We start from the raw sequence: 17,573 nt of genomic DNA, 5'->3' as shown, positions 1-17,573 counted from the left end.
AAAATAAATACTATGACAATGAAGAAACTTTATTCATTTTTTATCAGTACTTTACTTGTCTCCTCTGCAGTTTGTGCCGGAGGGACAGATTATACAAAAGGACTTGCTATTTGGTTTGATGCTCCGAATACTTTGCAAGGACATGCCGTATGGTATGGTGGCAGACCGGATATGTGGAAAGGTGAAAATAAACCGGAAACCGCCGGTGATACAGCTCGTAATCCGGATGCTGCATGGGAGTCACAATCATTGCCTATTGGAAATGGCAGTATAGGGGCGAATATTATGGGATCGGTCGAAGCTGAACGGATTACTTTTAATGAAAAGACACTCTGGCGGGGTGGTCCTAACACAGCGAAAGGAGCGGATTACTACTGGAATGTCAATAAACAGTCAGCGCATATCCTTGATGAAATACGTAAAGCATTTACGGAAGGAGACCAAGTTAAAGCGGAGAGGCTGACGAGACAGAATTTTAATAGTGAAGTACCTTATGAGGGCAGCAGGGAAAAGCCTTTCCGTTTCGGTAGTTTTACGACTATGGGAGAGTTTTATGTGGAGACCGGGCTGAATATTATTGGTATGAGTGATTATAAGCGTATTCTTTCTTTGGACTCTGCTATGGCTGTAGTGCAGTTTAAAAAAGACGATGTAGCGTACCAACGGAATTATTTTATTTCTTATCCTGCTAATGTGCTGGTCATGCGTTTCAGTGCCGACCGGCCGGGCAAGCAGAACCTGATATTCAGTTATGCTCCTAATCCGGTATCGACAGGTAGTATGGTGGCTCAAGGTGATAATGGCTTGGTTTATTCGGCTGCGCTGGATAATAATGGAATGAAATATGTAGTCCGTATCCAAGCGGAGACTAAAGGTGGAACATTGGTCAATAGAAATGGGAAACTCACCGTGAAGGGAGCGGATGAAGTTGTCTTTTATGTCACTGCGGATACTGACTATAAGGCTAACTTTGCTCCAGACTTTAAGAATCCGAAAACGTATGTCGGGGTCAATCCTGTCGAAACAACGGGCCAATGGCTGGCTAATGCGGTGGCCAAAGGTTATTCGGCTCTGTTGAATGAGCATTATCAGGATTACGCTGCTTTATTCAATCGGGTGAAGTTGAATCTGAATCCAACGGTAAAGACCGGTAATTTACCGACCGGGCAGCGGTTGAAAAATTATCGGAAAGGGCAGCCGGACTATTATCTGGAGGAACTTTATTTTCAATTCGGCCGTTATCTTCTGATTGCAAGTTCTCGTCCGGGCAATATGCCGGCCAACCTGCAAGGTATTTGGCATAATAACGTTGATGGGCCTTGGCGTGTTGATTATCATAATAACATAAATATTCAGATGAATTATTGGCCTGCCTGTTCTACGAATCTGGAGGAATGCATGTTGCCGTTAATTGATTTTATCCGCACATTAGTGAAGCCGGGTGAAAAGACGGCTCAGTCTTATTTTGGTGCGAGGGGCTGGACTGCATCTATTTCTGCTAATATCTTTGGGTTTACTGCTCCACTGGAAAGTCAAGATATGTCGTGGAACTTTAATCCAATGGCAGGCCCTTGGCTAGCTACGCATATTTGGGAGTATTATGACTATACACGGGATTTGAAATTCTTGAAAGAGACGGGATATGAGTTGATAAAGAGCAGTGCCAATTTTGCAGTTGATTATTTGTGGCATAAGCCGGACGGAACTTATACTGCGGCACCGTCCACTTCACCCGAACATGGCCCTATTGATCAGGGGGCCACATTTGTACACGCCGTTGTGCGTGAAATCCTATTGGATGCCATCAAGGCGAGCGAGGAATTGGGAGTGGATAAGAAAGAACGTAAGGAATGGGAACAGGTGCTTGCCAATCTCGTTCCTTATAAGATCGGCCGTTATGGGCAATTAATGGAATGGTCGGTAGATATTGACGATCCGAAAGATGAACACCGCCATGTAAATCATCTGTTTGGTCTGCATCCGGGACATACGGTTTCTCCTGTCACTACTCCCGAATTGGCTGAAGCTGCCAAAGTAGTATTGGTGCATCGTGGTGACGGGGCTACGGGTTGGAGTATGGGATGGAAGTTGAACCAGTGGGCTCGCTTGCAGGACGGCAATCATGCTTATACCTTATTTGCTAATCTGCTGAAGAACGGTACGCTTGATAATTTATGGGATACGCATCCGCCTTTCCAGATTGATGGAAACTTTGGTGGTACGGCCGGTATTACGGAGATGTTACTGCAAAGTCACATGGGATTTATCCAACTGCTTCCTGCTTTGCCGGATGCATGGAAGGAAGGCTCTGTCCGGGGTATATGTGCGAAAGGAAATTTCGAGGTAGACATGATATGGGAGAACGGACTTTTGAAGGAAGCGACTATCCTGTCAAAGTCAGGTGAAAGATGTATTGTGAAATATGCCGGCAAGACTTTGTCTTTTAAAACTGTAAAAGGACATAGTTATCAACTAAAGTATGATAGCGTGAAGGGGGAATTGCTAAAACGCTGACAGAAAAATGATTGTTACTTATTTGAAACTCTTTTATACATTTGCGAAAATTGGTATGTTCACCATTGGAGGTGGATATGCCATGATTCCGTTGATAGAACGGGAGATAGTCAAGAAAAAGTGGATGAGTAAAGAGGAATTTATGGAAATGTTTGCCTTGACCCAGTCATTGCCCGGTGTTTTCGCAGTAAACATATCTATTTTTGTAGGTTATAAACTTCATAAGGTGATTGGTAGCCTGGTGTGCGCACTGGCTACCATATTGCCTTCTTTTGTTATTATGATGTTGATTGCGATGTTCTTTGCCCGTTTTCAGGATAATGAGGTGATGATCCGTATCTTTAACGGAATACGGCCGGCAGTGGTGGCATTGATTTTATTCCCTTGCATATCTGCGGTTAGGGCATTGAAGCTGAAATATATACAGTTGATGGCCCCCCTCATTGCTACTGTGTTGATCTGGCAATTCGGACTTTCTCCTATTTATGTAGTATTGGCGGGAATTGCGGGCGGACTGGTTTATACTTTATGGTTGAAAGATAAGATTAAAGATATAAAGGCATGATATATTTACAATTACTTTGGGTGTATCTGAAGATAGGTACGTTTGGCTTCGGAGGTGGCTATGCTATGCTTTCCCTTATTCAACACGAAATTGTGGATATTCATCATTGGCTGACTCCCCAGCAATTTACGGATGTAGTGGCGATTTCGCAAATGACACCGGGTCCGATTGGAATTAATAGTGCTACTTACGTGGGATATGCAGTTACACAAAGTGTATGGGGAGCGGTGCTTGCTACTGTGGCAGTTTGTTTGCCTTCTTTTATTTTAGTATTGCTCATTTCTTATTTCTTTGCCAAATGCAAAGATAATAAGTATATCAAGGCGGCGATGTCGGGGCTGCTTCCTATGTCTGTGGCATTGATTGCTTCGGCAGCCTTACTGATGATGAACAAAGATAACTTTATTGATTATAAAAGTATTGGGATTTTTGTCGGTGCTTTTCTGATTACATGGAAATGGGAGCTACATCCTATTCTGCTGATCTGTCTTGCTGGTGTAGTGGGAGTGTTGTTGTATTAAAAAAGCTTATTAAAAAGTTCTTTATTACTAGTCTATTCTTACTTTGTCTATTTTTGTGAAGTTGGATAAAAATCATACTATGGTATATTTGGACGCTGATAAACAGACTTATGCGGATTTGAACGTTACAGGGAATGTGTATGGTGAGCAGGCGCTTTGTTCTTTGTTTTTAAAAGCAGAAACGAAGAAAGGAAAGTCGCTGATGCTGGATTGGATTATGCATCCGTTGAGTGATTGGGAAGAGATTTGTAAACGTCAGGAAGCTATCGCCTGGGATTTCTTGCCGGAACTTCCTTTAAATGAGGAAGAACTGGACTTTATTGAATATTATCTGGAATATCGCGAACAGATAAGGGGAGCAAATATATTACTTTCATGTGCGACGATTATTGATCGTCTTGTACGATATGATCCGAACCGGTATGTGGTTTCCCGAGGAGTGAAATTGGTTTTTCTCATGTTGCACCGTTTGGAGAAATGGACTATTGCAGCAGGGGGGAATATGCCACAACTTTTAAAAGAAACAGCTGATAAGGTACAGGAACTTTTGCATGGAAGTGAATTAGAGGAAGTTCTGCAACAAACTTTAGATGAAAAGGCACGCTTGTCGAATTATGCCATAGATAAATATGATTATTTATTTCGTTGTACACGGTTATTGTCCATAAGGGAGTTGTTGTCTGTTGTCTACATGTTTGATGTTTGCAGGACGGCGCATCGGGTAGCGAAGGCAAAGAATTTCTGTTTCACTCCGACCATGGTGCAGACAATGGAGTTCTCTGTTGAAGGTATTGTACATCCTTTTGTGGAAAATGCGCAAAAGAATAATTGGGAAATGTCCTGTGGGAATATATGTCTTTTTACAGGTTCCAACATGGCGGGAAAATCGACAACTTTGAAGGCTTTGGCGCTGGCTGTCTGGTTAGCTCATTGCGGTCTGCCCGTTCCGGTTAAGTCAATGATTTGTCCTGTTTATGAGGGGATATATACATCTATCAACTTGCCTGATTCTTTGCGGGACGGGCGAAGTCATTTTATGGCGGAAGTGCTTCGTATTAAGGAAGTTCTACAAAAGGCGGGAACCGGAAAGAAATGTCTGGTCATTCTGGATGAGATGTTTCGGGGGACTAATGCTAAAGATGCATTTGAGGCTTCCGTTGCGGTAAATGAATTATTGAAGGAGTATTCCAATTGTCATTTTCTTATTTCGACCCATATTCTGGAATATGCAAAGGCATTTGAACTAGATCCTTTCTGTTGTTTCTATTATATGGAAGCGGAAATCAAAGATGATAATTTTGTATGTCCACATCGGTTGCAGAAAGGTATTTCAGAAGCTAGAGTCGGCTATTGGGTTGTGCGGAAGTTACTGAATATGGTTGAGCTGAAAAAATAAGAAAAGCCCGCTAAAGATTCTTCTCCAACGGGCTTTCTTGTTTTATCTGAAGTGAATTGTTTTAGATCTTGTTCGCACGTTTGCGCTCTATTTCGTCCAAAATGACTTTACGCATACGCATTGCTTTCGGGGTTACTTCTACATATTCGTCTTCCTTGATGTACTCCAATGCTTCTTCGAGTGAGAACTGAACGGGAGGAATCAGACGAACTTTATCGTCCGAACCGGAAGCACGCATATTGGTCAACTTCTTTGATTTGGTAACGTTGATAACCAAGTCATTGTCGTGAGAGTGTTCACCTACCACCTGTCCTGCATAGACTTCATCCTGCGGGAAGATAAAGAATTTACCGCGATCCTGCAATTTGTCGATAGCATAAGCAAAAGCGGTTCCGCTTTCCATGGCAATCATAGAACCATTGGTACGACGTTCGATTTCTCCTTTGTATGGCTGGTATTCTTTAAAACGGTGTGCCATAATAGCTTCACCGGCAGAGGCGGTCAGCACATTGGTACGAAGACCGATGATCCCACGTGAAGGCATATCAAATTCGAGATTGATACGTTCGCCCGTATTTTCCATTTTGACCATTTCACCTTTACGGCGGGTTACCATATCAATAATCTTACTGGAATATTCTTCCGGTACGTTGATTGTCAGTTCTTCAATCGGTTCGCATTTTACACCGTCTATTTCTCTGTAGATAACCTGTGGCTGACCTACCTGCAATTCGTATCCTTCGCGGCGCATTGTTTCAATCAGTACGGAAAGGTGAAGTACACCACGGCCGGAAACAATCCATTTACCATCCTCTTCACTCTTCTTTACGCGAAGAGCCAGATTCTTGTCGAGTTCCCTCATCAAACGGTCATGGATGTGGCGTGAAGTTACAAACTTGCCGTCTTTTCCGAAGAACGGAGAGTCGTTGATGGCAAATAACATACTCATTGTCGGCTCGTCGATTGCAATAGGTGGCAATGCCTCCGGATTTTCGAAGTCACAAACAGTATCTCCGATTTCAAATCCGTCGATACCTACCAATGCACAAATATCTCCAGAAGAAACTTCACTTGTTTTTACACGGCCTAGACCTTCGAATACATGAAGTTCTTTAATTTTACTTTTAAGCATATCACCGTTGCGCTTTACAAGCGTTACGTTCATACCTTCTTTTAATGTACCGCGATGCACACGACCTACGGCGATACGTCCGGTATAAGAAGAATAATCCAGAGAAGTAATCAACATCTGCGGAGTACCTTCTAACTGTGTCGGAGCCGGAATGTTCTCGATGATACAATCCAGTAGCGGAGTGATCGTTTCAGTCGGCTTCTGCCAATCGGTGCTCATCCAGTTGTTCTTGGCAGAACCATAGATAACGGGGAAATCCAATTGATCTTCCGTAGCGTTGAGGCTGAACATCAAGTCGAAAACCATTTCGTATACTTCTTCCGGACGGCAGTTCGGCTTATCTACCTTATTGACTACTACAATCGGTTTCAAACCAATTTCCAATGCTTTTTGCAGCACGAAACGAGTCTGGGGCATCGGACCTTCAAATGCGTCGACCAGCAGAATACAACCATCGGCCATATTCAATACGCGTTCAACTTCACCACCGAAGTCACTGTGTCCCGGAGTATCAATAATATTAATTTTAGTACCGTTGTAGTTAATGGAAACGTTCTTGGAAAGAATCGTTATACCACGTTCGCGCTCCAAGTCGTTGTTATCCAGGATAAGTTCACCACTATTTTGATTGTTGCGGAACAAATTTCCGGCCAACAGCATTTTGTCAACCAGCGTTGTTTTCCCATGGTCAACATGGGCAATGATTGCAATGTTTCGAATATTTTGCATATAATACCTATTATTTGGCTGCAAAGGTACGAAAATAGGATTAGAAATATATGCTATACTCGCATTTTTTTCTTGTAAAACGTTGTGGGATATAAAGATAATGCCTATCTTTGCACGCTCAAAAGAATATTTACTATATCAAAATTCTAAAAATTATGTATTTAGACGCTGCTAAAAAGCAAGAAATCTTCGGAAAGTACGGGAAGTCTAACACTGATACTGGCTCAACTGAGGCGCAGATAGCTTTGTTTTCCTACCGTATTTCTCGTCTGACTGAGCACATGAAGCTCAACAGAAAAGATTATAGTACAGAGAGAGCCTTAACAATGTTGGTAGCTAAACGTCGTCGTTTGCTCGATTACTTGAAAGCTAAAGATATCACAAGATATCGTGCTATTGTTAAAGAACTCGGTTTGCGTAAGTAATCTACTTGCCGCGAAAAAATTGAAGAAGCCGTTTCTCATTATGAGGAACGGCTTTTTAGTTTCTCCCTTTTTCTATCGGATAGTCATATTTTCTTTGGTTATAATTGTGCTCATCTAAAGATTTTGTTATTTTTGCAACTTAATTATTATAATTTATCACCTTTGACAACTAAAATGCTTACAATATGGATACAAGTAAAATTGTAGGAGAGAAAATTAAGTCACTCCGCGAAGATAAATCAATAACCATAGAAGAATTGGCGCAGCGTTCTGGTTTGGCTATGGAACAGATTGAGCGTATCGAAAATAATATCGATATCCCTTCTCTTGCTCCGTTGATTAAGATTGCTCGTGTATTGGGTGTACGGCTGGGGACTTTCTTGGACGATCAGGACGAAGTGGGACCGGTGGTATGCCGTAAGAAAGAGGCAAAAGACGCTATCAGCTTCTCCAATAATGCGATTCACTCACGCAAACACATGGAATACCATTCTTTGTCCAAATCGAAAGCCGACCGTCACATGGAGCCATTCATCATTGATGTAATGCCAACTGAAGATACCGACTTTGTTCTTTCTTCTCATGAGGGAGAGGAGTTTATCATGGTTATGGAGGGTATCATGGAAATCAGTTATGGAAAGAATACATACCTTCTGGAAGAAGGCGATAGTATTTATTATGACTCTATCGTTCCTCACCATGTACATGCTTACGAGGGACAGGCTGCAAAGATTCTGGCAGTAGTTTATACACCGATTTGATGTTATGTAAGAACCAAGATTTAAGTATATCGTATGCAATTATTTGACCGTACTTTGGGACAGTGGCTGGAACACTGGGCTGAAGAGACTCCTGATAAGGAATATATCGTATATTCCGACCGCAATCTTCGATTTACCTGGAGCCAATTGAATCGTCGCGTAGATGATATGGCGAAAGGACTTATCGCCATTGGCGTGGAACGAGGCACCCACGTAGGTATCTGGGCCGCTAATGTTCCCGATTGGCTTACATTGCTTTATGCTTGTGCTAAGATTGGTGCCGTATATGTCACTGTGAACACGAACTATAAACAGTCAGAGTTGGAATATCTTTGCCAGAACTCGGATATGCACACACTTTGTATCGTAAATGGTGAGAAAGATAGTGATTTTGTGCAAATGACGTATACTATGCTTCCCGAATTGAAAATTTGTGAACGCGGGTATTTGAAAAGCGAACGTTTTCCATATATGAAAAATGTAGTATATGTCGGACAGGAGAAACATCGCGGAATGTATAACACGGCGGAAATCCTGTTGTTGGGAAATAATATCGAGGATAGTTGCCTAAATGAACTTAAAAGTAAAGTTGACTGTCACGATGTGGTAAATATGCAATATACATCAGGAACTACCGGTTTCCCGAAAGGGGTAATGCTTACACATTATAATATAGCTAACAATGGTTTCCTGACCGGTGAGCACATGAAGTTTACGGCAGATGATAAACTTTGTTGCTGTGTTCCGTTGTTCCATTGTTTCGGGGTTGTATTGGCCACCATGAACTGCCTGACTCATGGTTGCACGCAGGTAATGGTAGAGCGTTTTGATCCGTTGGTTGTGCTGGCTTCCATTCATAAAGAGCGTTGTACGGCGCTTTATGGAGTGCCTACTATGTTTATTGCCGAGTTGCATCATCCGATGTTCGACTTGTTTGATATGTCTTGTCTTCGTACAGGTATTATGGCAGGCTCTCTGTGTCCTGTTGAATTGATGAAACAGGTTGAGGAGAAGATGTATATGAAGGTGACCAGTGTATATGGTCTGACGGAAACGGCTCCCGGCATGACTGCCACCCGTATTGACGATTCATTTGATGTGCGTTGTAACACGGTTGGGCGCGATTTTGAATTTACGGAAGTGAAAGTCATTGATCCGGAAACAGGTGAGGAATGTCCGGTGGGTGTACAGGGAGAAATGTGTAACCGTGGATATAACACCATGAAGGGGTATTATAAGAACCCGGAAGCTACGGCGGAAGTGCTTGATAAAAATAACTTCTTGCACTCCGGCGATTTGGGTATTAAGGACGAAAACGGCAATTACCGCATCACCGGACGTATCAAGGATATGATTATTCGCGGTGGCGAAAATATTTATCCGCGTGAGATAGAAGAGTTCCTTTATAAACTTGATGGAGTGAAGGATGTACAGGTTGCAGGTATTCCTTCTAAGAAGTATGGTGAGGCTGTTGGAGCGTTCATCATTCTACAGGAAGGTGTCACGATACAGGCGGAGGATGTACGTGACTTTTGCAGAAACAAGATTTCCCGTTACAAAATACCGAAATATATTTTCTTTGTGGACGAGTTTCCGATGACAGGTAGCGGAAAGATTCAGAAGTTCAGATTGAAGGATCTCGGTCTGAAACTTTGTAAGGAACAGGGAATAGAGATAATTTAGAGATCTATAATTTAAGTCTTTATAGTTTAGACACACAAAAGTTTTTCATTATAAAAAACAGTGAACGGTGAACAAACTGTATTTAGGTTACAGGGAGTTCACCGTTTGCTATTTATATTGTTACCTTTATTCTGTTCTAATCAAATTTCTGCTATCGTGAATTCTAAATAAAGTCGTCACCGAGTTGCATTTGGGCATCATTTACATATTTACGAATGGCATGTTCTTCATCCTTACGACAGATTAACAGCACGTTATTCGACTCAGCAATCAGGTATCCTTCCAGACCGTCGATTACGGCAAGTTTTCCTTTCGGAAGTACTACCATATTATCTTTGCTGTTATAGATAAGCGAATGGCATTTCAGAGTGACATTGCCATCCTGATCTCTTTCCGATAAATCGTAGAGTGATCCCCACGTTCCGAGATCCGACCAGCCGAAGTCTCCTAGAGATACATATACATTGTCAGCTTTTTCCATAATGCCGAAGTCGATAGATACATTGGGGCATGCGGGGAAGTTTTCTTCGATAAATGCTTTTTCCTTCTCGGTGGCATAGATGTCTTTTCCCGGCGCTAATTTTGAAGCCAGTTCAGGTAGCAGATATTCGCAGGCTTTGATGATTGTATTTACGTTCCACATAAATAGACCGGAATTCCAATAAAACTCTCCACTTTCTACAAATACCTGGGCTAATTCCAGCTCCGGCTTTTCTGTGAATGTTTTCACTCTGTAGAAATTTTCTCCGGCAGGTTCGTCTATTTGTATATATCCATACCCTGTCTCTGGACGATTCGGCTTGATACCCAGTGTCAATAGTTTTTCGGAACGCGATACGAAGTTCAGTCCTTTTTCAATGGCAGCGAGAAATTCGTCTTCTTTCAGAATTAAATGATCGGAAGGAGCGACTACGATATTAGCGTTTGGATTTAATGCGCGAATGTGGTAGGAAGCCCATGCTATACAAGGAGCGGTGTTCCGTCTTGCCGGTTCCAGCAGAATCTGATCTTCGTTTACTTCAGGTAATTGTTCTTTCACTAAGTCCGCATACATTGCATTGGTGACAATGAAAATATTTTCTGTTGGAATAACTTTTTGGAAGCGGTCAAAAGTTTGTTGTAAAAGTGAACGCCCGGTCCCGAAGAAATCTAAAAACTGTTTGGGGAGTGTTTTACGGCTAAACGGCCAAAAACGGCTTCCGATACCTCCACCCATAATCACGCAATAATTATTCATGTTTGTCATGATAGTGACTCTATTTTAAATGTTTTTGCTAATGTACGGTTTATTCTCTGAATAGAGAAGTGTTTAAGATATGTTTTATTATTTTTTTCTCCTTTTTTTTGCCAAACTATTGTGAATTCAAAATAATGTCGTATCTTTGCACCGCAATTGAGAAATCAAGCACGCGCCCAGATGGCGGAATCGGTAGACGCGCTGGTCTCAAACACCAGTGGATTCACTTCCATCCCGGTTCGACCCCGGGTCTGGGTACGAAGAATGAGGTTGTGTCAAAACGTTGGCACAACCTCTTTTATATTTTACAGTTCTGCTATATTTTCTTTTGGCTATGCTGGATCAACGTAAGAATCTGAGGGCTTTCGTTTTTATGCATATAATTTAGCGAGTCTGTACAAGAAAAATGCTTTATCTCTTACTCCTCTGAACTGTGCCCTGAACGCTTTGATTTTAGCATTAAATGATTCTGCTGCTGCATTGGTAGTCCTTCTTTCAAAGAAGTTTATTATATTCATATAGTGCGTTTGTATCGAGCGCGCTACCCTTCCAAAGGTGAGAAACCCCGCTTTGTCTACTTCATCATACCACCTTGCAAGCCTTGTCAAAGCTATATCTTTAAACTTACACTGATGATAGATTGATCCTAACCGCATGGCCATATAATATCCTTTCTTTATATCGGGATATTCTTTAAATAGAATCTCGGCCCGTATCCTTTGAGACTGAGTCCATAGAGATTCTTTTTTGTAAAGCAGATAAATACTCCTTGCCAGCAACTGTTTTCTTGTATCTCCATTGGCGAAAACGGGCGCATGATACATCTTTCCGCAGGCCTTGGCGTAAGCTATCTGTATGGACTCTTCGTCCAAAGCCTCCCAGCGAGCTTTCACCCGCATCTCCTGAACCGCTTCATACGCTAATTTCTGTACATGGAAACGATCCGTAACCCGTTTGGCAGCAGGGAAGCAAGTCCGGGCAATCTGTTCCATATTGGGAGCCATATCCAATGTTATCTCACGCACCTGGTAGCGGCGACGACGCGAAAGTTTAAGCAGGACAGAGGTAACCGTGCAAACATCCGTACCTTTAATGATACCAATAATACTGCCACCGTAAGTCTCTTTATTAATCAACACAGTATAGAGTTCTCCACGGGAAAGAGCCACTTCGTCAATGCAGACGTAGGCACCAATGTTCTTCTCAAACAGGAGCCAGTTCTCTGCGTGAGCAAGCTGATCCCAGTGTAGGTAATTACTTAAATGGTTGCGGTATTGACGTTCCAACAAATCCCCGTCAACGCCATATAAAGTACCCAATAACTTGCAACTGATCGGATAATTATCAATATAGTTCTTTTAAAAAAGACGCAAAGTCTTGCGTCAAACGAGTACCCTCAGCCACCATACGCCAATTGCGGGAAATATACTCATTGCTGCTTTTCAAAATCCAACGGCGACGACGGAGGTTCAAAAAGACTTTCTTGCCACGAAGAGGAAAGTCTTGAACAACAACAGGCTCATAAGACCCTTTACTCTCTGTTTCTTGACCAGCATACTTCTCGGGGAGCTCTTTCCTTCACATCAACAAGATCAAAGTAATCCAAAGTTCCTTCTGGAAGAAAAAGGTGATAACCATTTAACTTCATAAGCAATTAATTTGGAGACAAAGATAACAATTTATATATTTAACCCTCAGGGTTATTCATTGATCCCAAACCGTACATGGTATGACTTAAGACGACATAAACCAAAAGAAAAATAGCGGAGTAATACACTATAATCTTGCTCGTTAATGCTGAAATTGGCTACATGGATAGCTAATTCTTCAACAGTTTTTGTTAGTTCAGATGCAGAAACTTTGCGCTGTGAGTATTCCGATAGTAATCGAAAAAAACTCTGTTGTAATAATGCTTTCATCTATTAATATTTTTAATTTCATAATTAGTTAGTTCGTCTTTTATAGAATTTTACTTATATCATTGGGTGTCTTAAAATAATAGTCTGCACGTATAGGATTAGATACATTATTGCTCCATAAAACCAATCCGGAATCAACACCAGCATTGTTAGCACATTGAATATCATAAATACTATCACCAATATAGAGAGCGTTTTCGGGGCTTACATGGGCTTTAGCCAAATATGCTACTAAGGGTGCTGCTTGGGGCTTATGTTCGTCAGTATCATCGGCACATACAATTGTGGAAAAATAGTCCGCTAACCCTAATGGCTCAAATTCAGAATAATATTCTTGATATGTTTTGGAGGTTACAATGCCTAAAATATAACCTCTTGATAAAAGGGATTGCAAGCATTCTTTGATACCTTGAAAAGGTTGAATAGTGTGCTGGAGTAATTTCATATTCCTATCCCATCGTTTCAATGCATCTTCTATGTCGGGTATTTTGAGTAATTCCAACGCATTTCTTCCGGTAATGCCTAAAGCAAATTTCAGACTTTCATATTGAGGTGCGCTTCCTGTTATTTCTGTAATTGTTTTTATTAAAGAGTTGATGACTGCATATTCCGTATCTATCAATGTACCGTCTATGTCGAATACGATATGTTTATATTTCATGTGTTTGATTTATTAGTCAAATAATACTTGCCAGTTTCTATCGTAGTAAGCTGCAAAGCACATTTTAATTTGTTCTTCGTTATTTTTCTCTTTTGCAAGAATAGGTAATTCTTCCAATCCGAAATAGGCACTCTCATCCGTTTCAATATTGGGTCGGAAATATCCGCTTTCAATCTCACAAAGAACAAAAACTTTACAAACATTGTAGGCATAGGGAGGAATATTATGCAAATTTCTATCTTGCATAGCTATTATCCGGATAGCTTTTACATTTAATCCTGCTTCTTCTTTTACTTCTTTTTCCGTATTAGTCTTGATACTCTGATTTATATCGACCCAACCACCGGGCAAAGACCAAGTTCCATTTTTCTCTTTCACAAGCAGTATTTTATCATCTTTGAATATAGCAGCTCGTGTATCTAATTTAGGAGTTTGAAATCCTGTTTCATTGCAAAACAGATTCTTTACTTTTTCTATGGGTATTTCACTTTGCAGACTAAGCATTTCTGCTGTAATTTCTCTAATGCGTTCAAAGCGTTCTATATCAAATACATCTTTGGAATATGTCAATCCCCCTTGGGCAATGAATTGTAGTTCTTTTGTCCATTCAAGCCATTGTGGTTGTACTATTTTATTCATATAGTGAATGTTAGTATCGTTATATTGATTTACAAAGGTATGGAAAATGAAATTCTTTATTTTTGTCCTATGTTAAAAAATCATCGGCTTGACCGGATTCTGCTAAGAGAAGGTTGTGTTATTCCTAAAAAAGAGGCAATATGTCCTAAAGTCACTCGGTGGAAAATGCTGGGATATTCTTTTATCAACTTTTCATAACGTTCTTGGGCAGACAAGTTCAGCCGGGAAATATGAATGTCCTGTAAAAGTAGAAAATTTTCTTGCTGTAACACTCTCATCCAATTGGCAATGTCAATACGGGATTTATATAAATCATTCAACTTGTCTATAGAAATGGAGTAGGTTAAAGTTTCTTCTAAGGTTTCTACATATTCAAATCCTGCTTTGTGCCGATATAAATCCCATGAACCACAAGTCGCATCGCCTTCCATAGAAAACCATGTTGTTATTTCTTTTCCATTATGCAGGATATATGAACGTGTTATACCTTTTTCTATAAAATAAACCTGATTGTCAAAACGACCAGCTTGTATGATGATAGTTTTAGCCGGAAAAGTCTGTTGTTTGAAACAGTACTTTAGCAGATGCAATGAATCATCCGAAACAGGATAGAGTTCTTGTATCTTTCTTATTATATTATCCATTATCAATGTTTTTGCTCTTTCTACAAAAATACGAAAACAGAAAGGGATAATATTGTTGCATTCATAGTTTAAAAAGGAATTTGACTATTTTTAGCAAGGTGGGATGAAAAGAGAACCACGATGTGGATATGTGATATAGGCAAAAGAAATAGGTGGTACTAAACTATGTTTAGTTTATCCCTTTGTCTATATAGCCAAAACGAACTAAACCAATTTCTATTGACAGCTAAAAACGATACTGGCGAAAAAAGAAATAGTATTACCTTTTTCGCCAGTATCGTTTTTAGCAATCTTTTTCAGTCTTGATTTATCCTTAATAGTTTGAGGAAGAAATGAACTCTTTTATTTCTTCCTCGGTTGGAAGTTCTATCATGTACTTCTGTACAAAGATATTCGGGTCTAATCCGGCAGTGGCATATTTAACTAATGCATCTCCCTTTTCGGTGCAGAGTAAAATGCCGATAGGCGGATTATCATCCGACTGCATCACTTCTGCTTTAAAGTAGTTGAGGTACATATTTAACTGTGAAGCATATTCATGGCGGAACTTGTCTATCTTTAATTCCACAATAACATGGCATTTCAAAATACGGTGATAGAACACAAGGTCAGTAAAGAAATAATCTTCATCAATCAAGATGCGTTTTTGCCGGGCTTCAAAGCAGAAGCCAAGTCCCATTTCTAATAGGAAGCGTTGCAGATTGTCAAGAATGGATTGCTCCAAATCGTTTTCTGTCACTAATGCACGTTCATTCAACCCTAAGAATTCCAAAGTAACAGGGGTATTGATTACATCTTTGGGCTGTAATAAGGTTGCTTGTTGTTGGACTAAAGGGAGAGTGCTTTTTTGTTTTTGGATAGTCCGCTACGTTCGTAATATAAAGATGCTATTTGTCGTTCCAACTCAGCAACCACGAATAGTTTCCATTTCATAGAAAGCACGTTTTACTGGGTTCTCAATTCCCGATATGGTATTTAAATGGGTGGAAGATAATCTGTTGAATAATCTATCAGCCGGAATCATCCATGTTTCGGTTTGTAGAGGTTCTGTTGAAAATTTCCAAATGCCATTTTCAGATTCGGCGGTTAATGACTGCCGAATTTGAATTTGTGATGCAATGTATTGTGTGACAGATACTTTTAATTGTGGGTAAACAAGGTATAACCGCCTAAATTCACGAAATCTACGCTCGTTCAGACCTTTTATTTTCAGCCGTTGTTCCAGCTTCTTCAACAGTTGTTCACCGTATGCGGCACGGTCTTCCCCGTTCTGTTCAAATTCTACGATATAGCAACCCATAAGCCAGTTACGGGAAGTGAGGGCAAGGTTTACAGCGTGTGCGGCTTGTGCCTGCAATGTGTTCTGTATCGTGCTGATATGTTTTACTAATGCTTCAAAGTTCATAGTTACAAAGATAAGTCTTTTGTGGTTAAAACTTTAGTTCGGGCAGGCTATTTATAGCTTCCTCTTTTAATTTATCCACCGCACGGGTGTATTTCTCCGTATGCTTTAATCCGCTATGTCCTAAAAGGCTGGCTACGGTTTTGATATTTGCCCCATTGTTCAGAATATTCACGGCAAACGAATGTCGGGCGCAATGCCAGCTTATGTGTTTGTCTATCCCGGCTCTCTTTACCCACCGCTTTACTGATTTACAGCAACTTTCGTAAGTAGGTAAATCGAATATCAAACAGTTTTTGTCTACCGGGGCTTCACCAATGATAGACAATAGGCTGTCATTCAGGGGAATAACTACACCACTACTGGCTGAATATCCCTTTGTCTTGCTTTGCTCAAACTTCAATAACCGATTAGCGTAATCCACATTCTTATAGGTAAGGTCTTTTACATCACAGAAACACAAACCGCAGTATAAGCAGAATATAAAAGCCCGTCTGACATTCGGGTTCTCGTTGTCATAATGGCAAGCCGCCAGCTTTTGGATTTCTTCGGGAGAAAGAACATCTTTCCGAAGCATTTGGCTATCCACTTTGCAGGTAACACTTTTGGATGGGTCTTTCAACATTACATCGTGGTCAATCGCATATCGAATAACTTTCTTGAAACGCTGGTAAATGCTTTTAGCACCTTCACCCACACTTCGGGATTGCAAATAGGCTACAAATTGCTCCATCATTTCCTTGGTAATAAGTTCCGGTTTGATACTAAACTCATTCATGGGGTATTGCTCTTTTAAGAAGTCCTTAAAACGGCTAAACGCAATTTGTACCATGCGAATATCTTTCTTGGTGTAATTGTTGATATAAACAGATACAGACTAAGGTTCTCTTTTCGCCTGTTGTGCTTTACTGCAAACTTGGGCTTGCCTTGCATCTTTCCACTTATCATAGTACACTTGATTACCGTTTTCATCCAATACGGGCTTTTCCTCTCTACCTAAATAATACTCTAAGTAAAGGCTGATTCTGCCGTCCGAGAGCTTATTTTGCTCCAATTTGGGATTTTCTTTCGTTTTATTTTCTAACTTTGCCATTGTTCAGAGGTTTTATCCCGATTTAGGTACCGTAATCGGGTGATTACACTAAATGCTTGATTTTCTTTTGTTTTCCTATGATTTCTATAGCTTATACCGGGTCTGGGTACTGAGGCGGAGAAAGTTGAAAAACTCTCTCCGCTTTTCTTTTCTACTCCTCGTAACTCATTGGTTTGCTGGGCTCAACGTCCAATACCTTCCAATCGCAACCTGCATAAGCTACTACGAGTCATCTTCCCCGAAGTTTTAATG

The 17,573-nt window shown here is 40.7% G+C and carries 14 protein-coding genes, 1 tRNA gene and 4 pseudogenes; 8 read left to right on the top strand and 11 right to left on the bottom strand.

Annotated elements, in window-relative coordinates; translation table 11 throughout:
* The first annotated feature begins 18 nt into the window (after window positions 1-18).
* The 4 genes from CGC64_RS02240 to CGC64_RS02225 all read left to right on the top strand — a co-directional run bounded on the left by CGC64_RS02240 (window position 19) and on the right by CGC64_RS02225 (window position 4,996).
* Entirely contained in the window at window positions 19-2,514 is a 2,496-nt protein-coding gene (locus CGC64_RS02240) for a glycosyl hydrolase family 95 catalytic domain-containing protein (protein WP_032855006.1), read from the top strand.
* Between the two features lie 7 nt (window positions 2,515-2,521).
* Complete coding sequence (locus tag CGC64_RS02235; RefSeq protein ID WP_005675325.1) at window positions 2,522-3,079, top strand: chromate transporter; 558 nt, start codon at window positions 2,522-2,524, stop codon at window positions 3,077-3,079.
* Window positions 3,076-3,600, top strand: coding sequence for a chromate transporter (locus CGC64_RS02230; protein ID WP_005675327.1), 525 nt, complete (start codon window positions 3,076-3,078; stop codon window positions 3,598-3,600). Before CGC64_RS02235 ends, CGC64_RS02230 begins: the two co-directional genes overlap by 4 nt.
* A 79-nt stretch (window positions 3,601-3,679) precedes the next feature.
* Complete coding sequence (locus tag CGC64_RS02225) at window positions 3,680-4,996, top strand: MutS-related protein (RefSeq protein WP_005675328.1); 1,317 nt, start codon at window positions 3,680-3,682, stop codon at window positions 4,994-4,996.
* 61 nt (window positions 4,997-5,057) lie between these two features.
* Here CGC64_RS02225 and typA read toward each other — a convergent pair whose 3' ends face one another.
* Entirely contained in the window at window positions 5,058-6,857 is a 1,800-nt protein-coding gene (gene typA, locus CGC64_RS02220) for a translational GTPase TypA (RefSeq protein ID WP_005675329.1), read from the bottom strand.
* A 155-nt stretch (window positions 6,858-7,012) separates the two neighbouring features.
* On the opposite strand from typA, the gene rpsO reads away from it, so the two are divergent.
* From rpsO to CGC64_RS02205, 3 genes are all read left to right on the top strand, one after another.
* Entirely contained in the window at window positions 7,013-7,282 is a 270-nt protein-coding gene (gene rpsO, locus CGC64_RS02215; RefSeq protein WP_005675330.1) for a 30S ribosomal protein S15, read from the top strand.
* 185 nt (window positions 7,283-7,467) lie between these two features.
* Window positions 7,468-8,043 (top strand): helix-turn-helix domain-containing protein, encoded by a 576-nt coding sequence (locus tag CGC64_RS02210; protein ID WP_005675332.1) that lies wholly within the window; start codon window positions 7,468-7,470, stop codon window positions 8,041-8,043.
* A 33-nt stretch (window positions 8,044-8,076) separates the two neighbouring features.
* Window positions 8,077-9,726, top strand: a complete 1,650-nt coding sequence (locus CGC64_RS02205) for an AMP-binding protein (RefSeq protein ID WP_005675334.1) — start codon at window positions 8,077-8,079, stop codon at window positions 9,724-9,726.
* A 163-nt stretch (window positions 9,727-9,889) separates the two neighbouring features.
* Here CGC64_RS02205 and CGC64_RS02200 read toward each other — a convergent pair whose 3' ends face one another.
* On the bottom strand, window positions 9,890-10,972 hold the full coding sequence (locus tag CGC64_RS02200; protein ID WP_005675336.1) for a mannose-1-phosphate guanylyltransferase: 1,083 nt from the start codon (window positions 10,970-10,972) through the stop codon (window positions 9,890-9,892).
* Window positions 10,973-11,137: 165 nt separating this feature from the next.
* Here CGC64_RS02200 and CGC64_RS02195 point away from each other — a divergent pair.
* Window positions 11,138-11,221 (top strand) — tRNA-Leu (locus CGC64_RS02195).
* A gap of 113 nt (window positions 11,222-11,334) precedes the next feature.
* Here the strand turns inward: CGC64_RS02195 and CGC64_RS02190 are convergent.
* The 9 genes and pseudogenes from CGC64_RS02190 to CGC64_RS19055 form a co-directional block, all read right to left on the bottom strand.
* Window positions 11,335-12,282: an ISAon1 family transposase gene (locus tag CGC64_RS02190; protein WP_441296204.1), complete on the bottom strand. Its 948-nt coding sequence runs from the start codon at window positions 12,280-12,282 to the stop codon at window positions 11,335-11,337.
* A 25-nt stretch (window positions 12,283-12,307) separates the two neighbouring features.
* A pseudogene (locus CGC64_RS02185) lies at window positions 12,308-12,611 on the bottom strand (ISAon1 family transposase N-terminal region protein).
* A 52-nt stretch (window positions 12,612-12,663) separates the two neighbouring features.
* Window positions 12,664-12,882, bottom strand: coding sequence for a hypothetical protein (locus tag CGC64_RS19065; protein WP_005681752.1), 219 nt, complete (start codon window positions 12,880-12,882; stop codon window positions 12,664-12,666).
* Between the two features lie 40 nt (window positions 12,883-12,922).
* Complete coding sequence (locus CGC64_RS02175) at window positions 12,923-13,543, bottom strand: HAD family hydrolase (RefSeq protein WP_005675341.1); 621 nt, start codon at window positions 13,541-13,543, stop codon at window positions 12,923-12,925.
* Between the two features lie 12 nt (window positions 13,544-13,555).
* Window positions 13,556-14,182 (bottom strand): NUDIX hydrolase N-terminal domain-containing protein, encoded by a 627-nt coding sequence (locus CGC64_RS02170; protein ID WP_005675342.1) that lies wholly within the window; start codon window positions 14,180-14,182, stop codon window positions 13,556-13,558.
* A gap of 80 nt (window positions 14,183-14,262) precedes the next feature.
* A complete protein-coding gene (locus CGC64_RS02165) occupies window positions 14,263-14,826 on the bottom strand; it encodes a Crp/Fnr family transcriptional regulator (protein ID WP_004323784.1) in 564 nt (187 codons plus the stop codon).
* Between the two features lie 313 nt (window positions 14,827-15,139).
* Window positions 15,140-16,231, bottom strand: a pseudogene (locus CGC64_RS19060) (PDDEXK nuclease domain-containing protein).
* Between the two features lie 25 nt (window positions 16,232-16,256).
* Window positions 16,257-17,321 (bottom strand): annotated as a pseudogene (locus tag CGC64_RS02150) (tyrosine-type recombinase/integrase).
* Window positions 17,309-17,500 (bottom strand): annotated as a pseudogene (locus tag CGC64_RS19055) (hypothetical protein); the annotation flags it as partial. The pseudogenes CGC64_RS19055 and CGC64_RS02150, both read right to left, overlap by 13 nt.
* Window positions 17,501-17,573 lie beyond the last annotated feature (73 nt).

The sequence above is a fragment of the Bacteroides caccae genome (assembly GCF_002222615.2).
Lineage (GTDB): Bacteria > Bacteroidota > Bacteroidia > Bacteroidales > Bacteroidaceae > Bacteroides > Bacteroides caccae.
The sequence above is the reverse complement of the archived record's forward strand: the minus strand, read 5'-3'. Positions and strand labels throughout refer to the sequence as shown.